General features: G+C 69.0%; 13 protein-coding genes. 11 read left to right on the plus strand and 2 right to left on the minus strand.

Going from position 1 to position 12,889, the window contains the following annotated elements:
* Positions 1 to 10 precede the first annotated feature (10 nt).
* From ACSHT8_RS04300 to ACSHT8_RS04345, 10 genes are read left to right on the plus strand one after another with little or no spacing between them, the layout of a single operon-like run.
* Complete coding sequence (locus ACSHT8_RS04300; protein ID WP_436497881.1) at positions 11 to 817, plus strand: MlaE family ABC transporter permease; 807 nt, start codon at positions 11 to 13, stop codon at positions 815 to 817.
* A 3-nt stretch (positions 818 to 820) separates the two neighbouring features.
* Positions 821 to 1,660, plus strand: coding sequence for an MlaE family ABC transporter permease (locus ACSHT8_RS04305; RefSeq protein ID WP_436497883.1), 840 nt, complete (start codon positions 821 to 823; stop codon positions 1,658 to 1,660).
* Positions 1,660 to 2,874, plus strand: coding sequence for an MCE family protein (locus ACSHT8_RS04310; protein ID WP_436497885.1), 1,215 nt, complete (start codon positions 1,660 to 1,662; stop codon positions 2,872 to 2,874). The genes ACSHT8_RS04305 and ACSHT8_RS04310 overlap by 1 nt, the downstream gene beginning before the upstream one ends.
* On the plus strand, positions 2,871 to 3,902 hold the full coding sequence (locus ACSHT8_RS04315) for an MCE family protein (protein ID WP_436497887.1): 1,032 nt from the start codon (positions 2,871 to 2,873) through the stop codon (positions 3,900 to 3,902). Before ACSHT8_RS04310 ends, ACSHT8_RS04315 begins: the two co-directional genes overlap by 4 nt.
* Complete coding sequence (locus ACSHT8_RS04320) at positions 3,899 to 4,921, plus strand: MCE family protein (RefSeq protein WP_436497889.1); 1,023 nt, start codon at positions 3,899 to 3,901, stop codon at positions 4,919 to 4,921. Before ACSHT8_RS04315 ends, ACSHT8_RS04320 begins: the two co-directional genes overlap by 4 nt.
* Positions 4,921 to 5,919: an MCE family protein gene (locus tag ACSHT8_RS04325; protein WP_436497891.1), complete on the plus strand. Its 999-nt coding sequence runs from the start codon at positions 4,921 to 4,923 to the stop codon at positions 5,917 to 5,919. The genes ACSHT8_RS04320 and ACSHT8_RS04325 overlap by 1 nt, the downstream gene beginning before the upstream one ends.
* Positions 5,919 to 6,950 (plus strand): MCE family protein, encoded by a 1,032-nt coding sequence (locus ACSHT8_RS04330; RefSeq protein ID WP_436497892.1) that lies wholly within the window; start codon positions 5,919 to 5,921, stop codon positions 6,948 to 6,950. The genes ACSHT8_RS04325 and ACSHT8_RS04330 overlap by 1 nt, the downstream gene beginning before the upstream one ends.
* Entirely contained in the window at positions 6,950 to 8,083 is a 1,134-nt protein-coding gene (locus tag ACSHT8_RS04335) for an MlaD family protein (RefSeq protein ID WP_436497894.1), read from the plus strand. Before ACSHT8_RS04330 ends, ACSHT8_RS04335 begins: the two co-directional genes overlap by 1 nt.
* A gap of 1 nt (position 8,084) precedes the next feature.
* Positions 8,085 to 8,579, plus strand: a complete 495-nt coding sequence (locus ACSHT8_RS04340; protein ID WP_436497896.1) for a hypothetical protein — start codon at positions 8,085 to 8,087, stop codon at positions 8,577 to 8,579.
* 11 nt (positions 8,580 to 8,590) lie between these two features.
* Positions 8,591 to 9,274, plus strand: a complete 684-nt coding sequence (locus tag ACSHT8_RS04345; protein WP_436497897.1) for a hypothetical protein — start codon at positions 8,591 to 8,593, stop codon at positions 9,272 to 9,274.
* Here ACSHT8_RS04345 and ACSHT8_RS04350 read toward each other — a convergent pair.
* The gene (locus ACSHT8_RS04350) at positions 9,266 to 10,582 is read right to left on the minus strand and encodes a helix-turn-helix domain-containing protein (RefSeq protein ID WP_436497898.1); all 1,317 of its coding nucleotides are present in this window, start codon (positions 10,580 to 10,582) and stop codon (positions 9,266 to 9,268) included. The genes ACSHT8_RS04345 and ACSHT8_RS04350 overlap by 9 nt on opposite strands.
* A gap of 156 nt (positions 10,583 to 10,738) precedes the next feature.
* Positions 10,739 to 11,974 (minus strand): PucR family transcriptional regulator, encoded by a 1,236-nt coding sequence (locus tag ACSHT8_RS04355; RefSeq protein WP_436497900.1) that lies wholly within the window; start codon positions 11,972 to 11,974, stop codon positions 10,739 to 10,741.
* A 304-nt stretch (positions 11,975 to 12,278) separates the two neighbouring features.
* On the opposite strand from ACSHT8_RS04355, the gene ACSHT8_RS04360 reads away from it, so the two are divergent.
* The gene (locus ACSHT8_RS04360) at positions 12,279 to 12,839 is read left to right on the plus strand and encodes a hypothetical protein (RefSeq protein ID WP_436497902.1); all 561 of its coding nucleotides are present in this window, start codon (positions 12,279 to 12,281) and stop codon (positions 12,837 to 12,839) included.
* The last annotated feature ends 50 nt before the right edge of the window (positions 12,840 to 12,889 follow it).

The following is a 12,889-nucleotide window of genomic DNA, read 5'->3' on the forward strand; positions in this document are numbered from 1 at the left end:
AGGTGCGGCCATGACCTCGGCATACGACCGGCTCACCGAGAAGCCGAAGGCCGCGATCGTCGCCGTCCTGCGGGAGTTCGGCAGGTTGTTCGCGATGGGGCTCGACGTCGTCGTCGGCATGTTCCGTGGGCCGTTCCAGACCCGGGAGTTCATCCACCAGTTCTGGTTCATCGCCAGCGTCTCGATTCTGCCCGCCGCGCTCGTCTCCATCCCCTTCGGCGCGGTGATCACGCTCCAGCTCGGGTCGCTCACCAGCCAGATCGGCGCCGAATCGTTCAACGGCGCGGCGAGTGTGCTCGCGGTGATCCAACAGGCCAGCCCCATCGTCACCACCCTGATCGTCGCGGGTGCGGGTGGGTCGGCCATCTGTGCCGACCTTGGCTCGCGCACCATTCGCGAGGAGATCGACGCGATGCAGGTGCTCGGGGTCTCGCCGATCCAGCGGCTGGTGGTGCCGCGTGTGCAGGCCGCGATGCTGGTGGCCGCGCTGCTCAACGGGATGGTCAGCGTTGTCGGCGTGTGCGGCGGCTACTTCTTCAACGTGATCATGCAGGACGGCACGCCCGGTGCGTTCCTCGCCAGCTTCTCCGCGCTCGCCCAGCTGCCCGACCTCTGGGTCGGCGAGCTGAAGGCGGCGATCTTCGGGTTCCTCGCCGGGCTCGTGGCCTCCTATCGCGGGCTCAATCCCAAGGGCGGCCCGAAAGGCGTGGGTGACGCGGTCAACCAGTCCGTCGTGATCACCTTCCTTCTTCTGTTCTTCGTCAACTTCGTCATAAGCGTGGTCTACCTGCGCATCGTCCCCGCGAAAGGAGCGTGACCGGTGACCGCGATAACGGGGCGGCACCGCCGCACGGTCCAGCGCTCGATCAACGGCCTGGAGCGCCTGGGCGACCAGCTGTGGTTCTACCTGCGCGCGCTGGCGTGGACGCCGTTCGCGCTGCGCCGCTACTTCCGGGAGTGTGTGCGGCTGCTGGCCGAGGTCAGCTTCGGCAGCGGCGCGCTGGCGGTCATCGGCGGCACCATCGGCGTGATGGTCGGCATGTGCGTGTTCACCGGGACTGTCGTCGGCCTGCAGGGCTTCTCGGCGCTGAACCAGATCGGCACGTCGGCCTTCGCCGGGTTCCTCTCGGCGTACTTCAACACCCGCGAGATCGCGCCGCTCGTCGCCGCGCTCGCGCTGTCGTCCACGGTCGGCTCCGGGTTCACCGCGCAGCTCGGCGCGATGCGGATCTCCGAGGAGATCGACGCGCTGGAGGTCATGGCGGTGCGCAGCATGCCGTACCTGGTCACCACGCGGATCATCGCCGGGTTCATCGCGATCATCCCGCTTTACGTGATCGGCCTGCTCACCTCCTACATCGCCGCCCGCACCACGACCGTCGAGATCTACGGGCAGTCGGCGGGCACCTACGACCACTACTTCTCGCTGTTCCTCCCACCGGAGGACGTGCTCTGGTCGTTCGTGAAGGTGCTGATCTTCAGCGTGGCGATCATCCTCACCCACTGCTTCTACGGCTACCGCGCCACCGGCGGCCCCGCGGGCGTCGGCGTGGCGGTGGGCCGGTCGGTGCGGACCTCGATCGTGCTGGTCAGCGTCCTCGACTTCTTCCTGAGCCTGGCGATCTGGGGCGCGACGACGACGGTGCGGGTGGCGGGCTGATGGAGGTGCAACGCGCGCGGCTGCGCAGCCAGGCGCTTGGCCTGGTGTTCATCCTGCTGATGGTCGCAGGCGGATGGCTCACCATCGCCATCTACCAGAAGCAGTTCAGCTCCGACGTCCCCGTGACGCTTCGCGCCGACCGGGTCGGCAACCAGCTCAAGGTGAACGCCGACGTGAAGGTGCGCGGGGTGATCGTCGGCGCGGTCCGCACGATCAGCGTCACCGACGACGGTGTCGACATCGGACTGGCCATGGACCCCGACCGCCTCGAGCAACTGCCCCGCAACGTCAAGGCGCGGCTGCTGCCCAAGACGCTGTTCGGCCAGCGGTACGTGAGCCTGATCCTGCCCGACGAGCCCGACCACGCCCGGCTGGGCGAGGACGACGTGATCGAGCAGGACACCAGCGGCAGGGCCATCGAGCTGGAGAAGGCGCTGCGCGACCTGATGCCGGTCCTGCAGGCGGTGCAGCCGCAGAAGCTGGCCAGCACGCTCGGCGCGATCTCCCAGGCGCTGGAGGGCCGGGGCAAACCGCTGGGGGAGACCATGGTCGCCCTCAACTCCTACCTCAACGAGCTAAACCCCAAGATGCCGCAGATCCAGGCCGACATCACCAAGTTCGCCGACACGCTGGAGAGCTACCGGGAGGCCGGGCCGGAGATCGTCGACGCGCTGTCGGACCTCACCACGACCGCGAAGACGCTGGCAGACCAGAAGGACAACGTGGCCGCCCTGTTCGCCTCGGTCACGGGCGCGTCCAACGACCTCGCGGGCTTCCTCAACAACAACGGCACGAACCTCATCGGGCTGTCATCGGCGAGTAGGCCGACGCTGGAGCTGCTGGCGCGCTACGCGCCGTCGTTTCCCTGCCTGTTCGCCGCCGCGACCGCGCTCAAACCCAACGTCGAACAGGCGTTGGGCGTGGGCACCAAACACCCAGGACTGCACGTGACGCTCACCGTCAAGCCGTCGCGGGGCGCGTACCTGCCCGGCAAGGACACCCCGCGCTACACCGCGGGCGGCGGCCCCAAGTGCTACACGAAGGGCGCCGGGATCCAGTCGACCGTGCCGTCGTCGGCGAACTCGCCCGCCGAGGCCCAGTTCCTCAAGGAACTGCTCGCCGTCACCACCGGCGAGTCGCCCGACTCGGTGCCGGACTGGAGCGGGCTGCTCGTCGGCCCGCTGCTGCGCGGGGCGGAGGTGACGCTGCGATGAGGGACCTCGCCGGACCACTGGTCAAGGGGCTGATCTTCGCGGCGATAACGCTGCTGGCCACGCTCATGCTCGGCGTCACCATCGCCAACCGCAACAGCGGCGACACCATCTCCTACAAGGCCAGGTTCACCGACGTCACCTCGCTCAACGCGGGCGACGACGTGCGCATGTCCGGGGTGCGGGTGGGGCAGGTCGACGACATCGAGATCGTCGACGGCCGCAGCGCCGAGATCACCTTCTCGGTCGACCGCAGGTGGGCGCTGACGGTGTCCACCACCGCGGCGATCAAGTTCCGCAACCTGATCGGCCAGCGCTACATCGCCCTCGACCGCGGGGCCGGCGAGGCGACCCCGTTGGCCGAGGACGGCACGATCCCGCTGGAGCGCACCAAGCCCGCGCTGGACCTCACCGCGATGTTCAACGGGTTCAAGCCGCTGTTCCAGGCACTGGACCCGGCCGACGTCAACCAGCTGTCCTTCGAGATCGTGCAAGTGCTGCAAGGCGAAGGCGGCACCATCCAGAGCCTCGTCCAGCACACCTCGTCGCTGACCCACGCGCTGGCCGACAAGGACAAGGTAATCGGCCAGGTCGTCACCAACCTCAACATCGTGCTCGACCAAGTGAACTCCCGCGGCGACGCACTGTCCACACTGGTCACCACGACTCAGGCGCTGGTGTCCGGCCTCGCCAAGGACGCCGAGCCCATCGGCGACGCCATCGACGGCATCGCCGCGCTCACCACCAGCACCGCCGGGCTGCTGCAAGCGGGCCGCGAGCCGCTGCGCCGTGACATCGACGCGCTCGGCGCGCTGTCGAAGTCGTTGGCGGACAACACCCCCGAGTTCGAGAAGTTCATCTCGGCGCTGCCCGGCAAGTACGAGGCGATCGGCCGGACCGCCTCCTACGGGTCGTGGCTGAACCTCTACCTGTGCGGGGCCACGTCGTCGGCGGTCCCCGCGCCGCAGATGCCGGGGACCGCGCCGGTCCCGGTGGGCATCCCGGTCACCGATGGGCGGTGCATCCGATGAAGAAGCCGAAGCTGAAGAAGCTGTCGCTGAAGCCCTTCCGCGAACGCAACCCCGTCCGCGTCGGCCTGGTCGGCGGCCTGGTGATGGCGCTGATCGGCGCGCTGACGTTCTTCTGGTCCGAGCTGCCGCTGGTCGGCGGCGGCACCACCTACACCGCGCAGTTCCGCGAGGCCGCCGGGCTGCGGCCCAACGACGAGGTCCGGGTCGCCGGGGTCAAGGTCGGCGCGGTCACCGACGTGGAGTTGGCGGGCAACGTGGTGCTGATCAGCTTCCACGTGTCCGGTATCCGCATCGGCGACCAGACCGTGGCCTCCATCAAGATCAAGACGCTGCTGGGGCAGAAGAACCTGAACCTCGACTCGCGGGGGCAGAACGAGCAGAACCCCGACGAGCCGATCCCGGTCAGCCGCACGGTCACGCCCTACGACGTCACCGACGCCTTCGGCGACCTGGCCAAGACCGCGGGGGAGATCGACACCGGCCAGCTCGCCGAGAGCTTCAAGACGCTGTCGCAGACCTTCGACAGCGCCACCCCGGAGGAGATCCGCTCCGCGCTGGACGGGCTGTCCGCGCTGTCGAAGAGCATCTCGTCGCGCGACGAGGAGCTGAAGAAGCTCCTCGACGGCAGCGGCACCTTCACCAAGACCATCGCCGATCGCAACGCCCAGTTCGAGGCGCTGATCAAGGACGGCGGCGTGCTGCTGGAGGCGATCAGCAGGCGCAAGGAGTCGGTCTCGGCGCTGCTGTCGGGCACCAGGAACCTGTCCCAGCAGCTCGCCGGGCTGGTCGCGGAGAACCAGGCCCAGCTCGGCCCGGCCCTCGAACAGCTCGACCGGGTGTCGGACGTGCTGCAGCGCAACCAGCAGCACCTCGACAAGGCGCTGCGGCTGGCCGGGCCGTTCTACCGGCTGGTCGGCAACGCGGTGGGCAACGGCCGCTGGATCGACACCTACATCTGCGGGCTCGTGCCCGCCGCGGGTGGCGGTTGCGTCCCCACGAAACCAGGAGGTGGCCGCTGATGGCCGGATCGAGGAAGTGGCTGCGCCGGATCGCGCTGATCACCGCGGCCCTGGTCGTGCTGGGCGCCGGGGTCGGCTGGGTGGTGACGCGGCTGGAGCCGCGGAAGCAGGTCACCGCCTACTTCACCGCGGCCGTCGGCGTCTATCCCGGCTCCGACGTGCGGGTGCTCGGGGTCAAGGTCGGCACGATCGACGCGGTAGAGCCACAGGGTCAGACCGTCCGTGTGTCGATGCGGCTCGACCCGGACATCGCGATCCCGGCCAGTGCCAAGGCCCTGGTCGTCACCCCAAGCCTGGTCAGCGACCGCTACGTCCAGCTCACCCCGGCCTACACCGCCGGCCCCATGCTCGACGGCGGCGCGACCATCCCGGTCACCGACACCGCCGTGCCGGTCGAACTGGACGAGCTGTTCGCCAGCCTCGACCGGCTGACCACCGCGCTCGGCCCCGACGGCGCCAACAAGGACGGCGCGCTGTCGGACCTGCTCGACAGCAGCGCGAAGATGCTCGACGGCAACGGCAAGAAGCTCAGCGAGTCGATCAAGGGTCTCGGCGAGTCGACCCGCACGCTGAGCGGCTCGCAGGACGACTTGTTCGCCACGATCGACAGCGTCCAGAAGTTCACCACCATGCTCCACGCCAACGACGCCCTGGTCGGCAAGCTCAACGACCAGCTCGCCGAGGTGTCGGGCTTCCTCGCCGGTGAGCGCGAGGAGTTCGGCGCGGCGATGCACGAGCTGGCCGGCGCGCTGTCGATCGTGGAGACGTTCATCAAGGACAACCGCGGCCGCATCAAGACCAGCGTGGAGAAGCTGCAGGGCACCGCGCAGCTGCTGTCCGACCAGCGCGCGTCGCTGGCCGAGGCGCTCGACGCCGCCCCGCTGGCCCTGACGAACCTGCTCGCCGCCTACGACCCGGCCACCGGCACCATCGACGGCCGCGGCAACCTGACCGAGTTCGTCGGCGCCAACCCGCCGCTGCCCCTGGTGGGTGGCTGATGAGGCGTCTCGTGATCGGAGCCTGCGTGCTCCTGGCCACCGGGTGCGGCGCCATGGGCGGCGCCTACGATCTGCCGCTGCCCGGCGGCGCCGACCTCGGCGACAACCCGTACCGGGTCACCGCCCAGTTCCGCGACGTGCTCGACCTGGTCCCGCAGTCCGGGGTGAAGGTCAACGACGTCGCCGTCGGCCGGGTCGAGAAGATCGAGCTGGCGCCGGACGGGCGCAGCGCGCTGGTGACCGTCGCGGTCAACGGCTCCATCAACCTGCCCGCCAACGCGGTCGCGCGGCTGCGCCAGTCCAGTGTGCTCGGTGAGAAGTTCATCGAACTCGACAAGCCGCCCGGCGGGACCGGCGAGGGCAGGCTCACCGACGGCGCCCGCATCCCGCTCGACCGCACCGACCGCAACCCGGAGATGGAGGAGATCTTCGGCGCGCTGTCCATGCTGCTCAACGGCGGCGGCGTCGGCCAGCTCCAGCAGATCAACCGCGAGTTCAACGCCGCACTCGGCGGCAACGAGAAGGAGATCCGCTCGCTGCTGACGAACCTCAACACGTTCGTAGCGGGCCTGGACGACCGCAAGGCCGAGATCTCCCGCGCGCTGGACGCGATGGGCACGCTCGCCGAGTCGCTCGCGGCCCGCAAGGACCAGATCGCGAACCTGATCGAGAACCTGGGTCCGGGCATCGAGGTGCTGACCAACCAGCGCGAGCAGTTCGTCGACATGCTGGGAGCACTCGACATGCTGTCCGGGATCGCCGTCGACACGATCAACCGGTCGAAGGAAGACCTCGTCGCCGACCTGCGCGCGCTGGAGCCGATTCTCCGCAAGCTCACCGAGGCCGGGCAGAACCTGCCGAAGGCGATGGAGCTGCTGTTCACGTTCCCCTTCACCAACGGCGCGATGGACGCGATCCGCGGCGACTACCTGAACACGTACTTGAAGCTCGACTCGCGCGTACCGAGGACCGCGGTGGAAGCGGCGGCGGCACCCGCCCTTCCACTGCCCTCGGTCAACGGAGGTGGCTGATGCTTACCACCAAGGTCCGGATCCAGGTCGTCGGCTTCGTGCTGATCGCCCTGCTCGGCGTGACCTACGTCGGCGCCCGCTACGCGGGCCTTGGCGCGCTGTTCGGCGACTCCGGCTACACGGTCGTCGCCCGCCTGGCCGACTCCGGCGGCATCTTCACCCACGCCGAGGTCACCTACCGCGGCGTGGCGATCGGCCGGGTCGGCGAGATGCGGCTGGTGCAATCCGGGGTGGAGGTGGAGCTGCTGATCGAATCGTCGGCACCCTCGATTCCCGCTGACGTGAACGCTGTGGTGACGAACCGGTCGGCGGTGGGGGAGCAGTACGTCGACCTGCGCCCACGCCGCGACGGCACGCCGTATCTGGTGGAGGGCTCGGTGATCCGGCAGGAGGACACCGCGCTGCCGCTGCCGGTGCAGACGCTGCTGCTCAACCTGGACAAGCTGGTCGAGTCCGTCCCCGAGGACTCCCTGCGGACTGTCGTCGACGAGCTCTACGACGCGACCCTGGACACCGGTCCCAACCTGCAGATCCTGCTGGACTCGGCGTCGAGCTTCACCAAGGAGGCCGTCGAGCACCTGCCGCAGACCACCCAGCTGATCAACGACGCCGACCTGGTCCTGACCCGCCAGATCGAAAGCTCCTCAGCCATCAAGGAATTCGGCGCGAACACCAAGCTGATCGCCGAACAGCTGAAGTCCTCCGACGGCGACCTGCGCACCCTGCTGGCCTCGGCCCCCTCCGTGGCCACCGAGGTCAGCGGTCTGATCAAGGAGATCGGCCCGGCCACCGGCGTGCTCCTGGCGAACCTGCTGACGACGTCGAACGTGTTGGTCACGCGGCAGGGCGGCATGGAGCAACTGCTGGTGGTGACCCCGCAGGCCGTCGCCGCCGCGGGCCAGGTCCTGCGCCCGGACGGCGCCCACTTCGGCCTGGCGACGACGTTCTTCGAGCCCCTGCCCTGCACCACCGGCTACGGAACGGCCTACCGCAACGGCCTGGACACCTCAGCGGCGCCGTTCAACACCCAGGCCCGCTGCGCCCTGTCCCCGAGCACCGGCATCGGCGTGCGCGGTTCGCAGAACGCACCGGGCTCCCACGCCGTCCCACCCGCCGCGAAACCGGGGAGCTGACATGACTCGACTGCGCATGGGCGTGGTGCTCCTGGTCCTGGCAGCCCTTTTCGCGGGCTTGGGCGGGTGGACGTACTGGCGGGCCACCCAGCCATCGGAGACGGAAACCGCCCGCGACGCCGCCCTCCAGGCAGGCCGCTCCGGCGTGGCCACACTGACCACTTTGGACTACCAGGCGATCGACGCGGGCTTCTCCCGCTGGCTGGACGCCTCGACCGGCCCGCTGCGGGAGGAGCTGTCCGCGTCGCAGGACACCAGCAAGGCGGAGATCGCCAAAGCCAAGACGGTGACCACGGGGACGGTGCTGGAGGCGGCGGTCACCGAGCTGAACCCGTCGGCGGGCACCGCCAGGGTGATCGCGGCGGTGGAGATCGTCGTGCGGCCCGCGGCGGGGGAGCAGGCGACGAAACGCAGCCGCTTCCAAGCCGACCTGGCCCGCACCGACGGCGGATGGAAGCTGACCGCCCTCGCTCAAGTCCCCTACGTCCCCGCCTGAGGAGGCCAGTGATGCGCAAAGCACAACCCACCCGGCGGCGCCCAGTTGTGGCCGGAACCCGACGACGCACGGCCGTAGCGGTCCTCGACGAAACCCCCGTCGACGACACCCTGGACGAGACGTCCGCCGAGGCCGAGTCCACCGACGTCGAGTCCACCGACGTCGAGTCCACCGACGTCGAGCCGGATGCCGAGTCGCCGGAACCGCGCAAGCGGACACCCGTGGTGCTGGTCGGATTCGCGGTGGCGGTAGCGGCCGCCGGCGTTGTGGCGATGGTGGCGGCAGGTCGTGTCACCCCGGACAACGCGGCGCTCGTGGACACGGGCGAGACCGGCCAGGTGATCCAGGAAATCGACGCGGGCCTGGAGCAGATCTTCTCCTACCGCTTCGACGACACCAAGGCCACGGAGGATGCCGCCAAGAACATCCTCGTCGGCGACGCCAAGGCACAGTACGAGAAGCTGTTCGACCAGGTTCGGCAGCACTCGGGGGAGCAGAAGCTGACCCTCCGCTCGCGCGTGGCGGTGTCCGGGGTGACCGCGCTCTCGGGTGATCGGGCCCAGCTGTTGGTCTTCATCGACCAGAGCGCCACCCGTGGCGACACCGACGTGAGCAGCTCGGGCGCCGCGCAGCTGAGCGTGTCCGCCGAACAGATCGACGGACACTGGCGCATCACCTCGCTGCGCTCACTCTGACTCGTCGTCGTCCTCGTCGTCGGCGACGGCTTCTTCCTGCTTGCGAGTCCGCTGCGCCCGCAGCGCCACCTCGAGATCGAATCGCGTGTCGGGGTTGTCCAAGCGTGAGCCGAAGAGCCGGTCCAGCTGTCGCATGCGGTAGCGCACGGTCTGGGGGTGGATGTCCAGCAGTTGCGCGATCTCCGGCGCGCTGCCGCGGGTCTCCAACCAGGTCAGCAGCGTCTCACTCAGCTTCCGCCGCTGCTTGGGCGTCAACTTCGCCATCGGCGCCAAGGCGCGCTCGGTGATCTCCGCGACCAACAGCGGGTCGTTGAGCAGCCACAGCGCCGACATGTGGTTGTCGAACCACGTCAGCTGCGCCGAAGGCAGTACGCCCCGGTCGACCAGCTCCAAAGTCCGCCGCGCCCACCGCAGCGACTCCCCGGCGTCGGCGGTGTTGACCGCTGGTCCCACGGCGGCGCGCCAGCCCGGCAGGTCCGCGGGCAGATCCTTCAGCGCCTGCTGGTGGTCATCGGCCACCAGCAGGCACGGTTCGGGCCCTTCCAGGTCGACCAGGATCCGTGGGTCGAACTGCGCCGCCGGGTACTCCGACGGGTCCTCGTCGAGGTCGATCGCGACCGCGACCACCCGCCCGGGAACCACCCACTTCGCGGCGTCGGCCAACCGCCGGGTCGGCAGTTGCTTCGGGTCCCCAGCGGCCGACAACAGCAGCTCCAGCAGCTGACGCCGCCGCCGCTCCACGATCCCCACCGCCCGGGCCTGGGCCGACGCGTGCCCCTCGATCGACAACGCCGACAGCTCGTCGATGTAGGCGAAGATCGCCTCAGCCAGCAGGCACAGCGTCGTGGTCGGCACCCCGGCCCGTTCACCCACCCGGGCCATGTGCCGCCACGCCACCCGAGCCCCCACCCGGTACGCCATCTGCAGCACATCGAGGATCGGCCCGTCGTAGATCTCGTGCAGCCCCATGTCCCGGAACAGCTGCGCGCGGTCGGCCTGCGGCGCCGTCGGGTCGGCGAGCCGGTCGACGAACTGCAGGATCGCCTGCTGGATCCCCTCCACAATGGACTTGCCGACCGGGCTCTCCACCGGCCGGGCCAGCGCCGGGATCGTCTGCCTGATCTCGCGCAGGATCTCGGCGGCCAGCTCAGGTGCGCTGGGCCGGAACAGGATCGCCAGCTCGCGGGGCAGTTGGGACCACAGGTCGACCAGGTCGTCCGGTCGCCGGGCCGGGGCGGCCGACAGCAGAGAGTCGAACGCGATCCGGACCGGACGGCCGGTGCCGCTGTCCTCGTGCCCCGCCACCATCGGCCTCCCACATGTCATGGTCGAGCGCGGGGAAAACGTGGAAACAATTTCACCGAAGCTCGACATCGCGAGAATGGAATATACCGGCGGAACGCCGGTCAAATCCATCGGAGAACACGATTGTCGTAAATCGGCGCCGAGTGTTGTCGAATCGAACTAAACGAGGTGCGGGGTGACTGTGCGGACTTTAGTGGCGATGCGCCGCACGCGCAGGGCGATCTCCAGGTCGAGCCGGGAGTTCGCGTTCTCCAGTTGCGCTCCGAACAGTTTGTCGACCAGTTTCATACGATAACGCACGGTTTGCGGGTGGATGTTGAGGCGATCGGCCATGGCGGGCGCGCTGCCGCGGGTCTCCAGCCACGCCAGCACGGTCTCCATGGTGCTGGCTCGCTGCTTGTCGGTGAGGCCGGTGAGCGGCGCGAGGGTGCGCTCCAACAGCTGCTCGATCAGGAACTCGTCGGCCAGCAGCCACAGCGTCGACAGGTGGTCGCGGCACCAGGTGATCTGCCGGTCGGGGAGCACGCCCTGCTCGACGTGGGTCATCGCCCGCCGCGCCCAGCGCAGCGACGACGGCGCGTCGGCGAGGGGCACGTACGGGCCGACGCAGACCCGCAGGCCGCGCAGGTGACCAGCGAGCCGGTGCAGATGTTCGGTGGGATCGGCGCTGATCATGCACGGGTTCTCGCTGTCGAGATCCATCAGGACCTCTGGCAACCGCGGCAGCGACTGCTCGTAGTCGGCGTCGTCGGAGCGTTCCAGCGCGATCGCCGAGACCATCTCCGGCAGCTTCCACTTGACCTGGTCGGCCAGCTTGACGATCGCGTGGCGCGGGGCGCGCGGGTCGGCGATCAGCAGGTCCAGCAGTCTCTGCCGACGGCGTTCGGCCACGCCCGCCGACTCGGCCTGGGCCTCGGTGTAGCCCTCGATGGACAGCGTGGAGATCTCGTCGACGTAGGCGAAGATCGCCTCGGCGGCCACGGTGAACATGGCCGTGGGCAGCCGTTGCTGCTGGCCCCACGCCGCGACGTGGCGCCAGGCGACCCGGCCGCCGACGCGGTAGGCGGTCTGCAGGCAGTCGAGGCTGCGGCCCTCGGCGAACTCGACGCGGCCCAGCCTGCGGAACACCGCGGCCCAGTTCTCGTCGGGGGAGCCGCCGACGCCGACGGTGTCGAGGATGTGCAGGACGGACTGCTCGACGCCCGCGGTCATGATCGCGCCGAAATGGCCTTTCAGCGGGCGCGCGTACTCGGGCACCGCCAATTGGATCTCGCGGATCATCTCCCTGGTCAGCTGGCCGACCATCGGATGGAACTTGCTCACCAGCTCACGCGGCAGTGACGCCCACAGTGCGGTGGCCCGGTCTTTGCCCGCTGCGCCAGGCTGAATCGCCATGCTCGTCCCGCCTCGTCATTGAGCACGCATAAATGACACCGTCGAATGTCACCCAACATTTGTTCGCTCAACGTTAAGGAAACCTGGCTGAGCGTGTCAAACGCGGGTGTCAGGAACGAACAACGCCTGGTCGGGTTTCTGTTCGACGCTGACAAAACCACCCGCGCGATCAATACCGTGCTTGCCCGTGTTCGTCATCGGCCAGTAACGTTCGATTCCACGCCGCGGCCGTATTTCGTCGCCGTAGTTCCTTTCGTTCTTTCGCGCTCAGCGCGCCCGATACGTCTTGGAGAAGGAAGCGACCATGATTCGACGTGTGATCGCCGCGGCCACGCTGGCCGTGTGCACCTGTGCCACGGTGGCCGCCTGCGGCTCGGACAAGGGCCCCGCGACCAACGGACCGGCGATCGCGTGGTCGGAGCAGGTCTGCAAGACGATCGACGCGGGCGCGGCCAAGCTGTCGCAGCTGCCCGCGGTCGACCCGAGCAACCCGCAGGCCGCCAAGGACAGCCTCGTGGTCTACCTCGGCTCGCTGTCCGACGCGCTGGGCAACGTCTCCGACGGCCTGAAGTCCGCGGGCGCGCCGCCGGTCACCGACGGGCAGGCCGCGCTCGACAAGGCGATGAGCACGCTGACCACCACGAAGTCCACTGTGGAGACCGCCAAGTCGAAGCTGCAGGCCGCGCCGGTGACCGACACCGCCACCTTCCAGGCCGCGATCAGCGACATCAGCAAGGTGATGAGCTCGCTCGGCGAGAACGAGGGCCCGGCGAAGGACCTGAAGAGCAACCCCGAGCTGGCCGCCGCGTTCGGCAGCGCCGCGACCTGCCAGAAGATCGAAGGCTCGACGGCGCCGTCGAACTAGACCGCAACCCGTCGAAACCGAACTGCCCCGGGTCCGCCCCCCCGGGGCAG

Origin of the sequence: Actinokineospora sp. HUAS TT18 (assembly GCF_051364635.1) — a bacterium.
Taxonomy (GTDB): Bacteria; Actinomycetota; Actinomycetes; order Mycobacteriales; family Pseudonocardiaceae; genus Actinokineospora.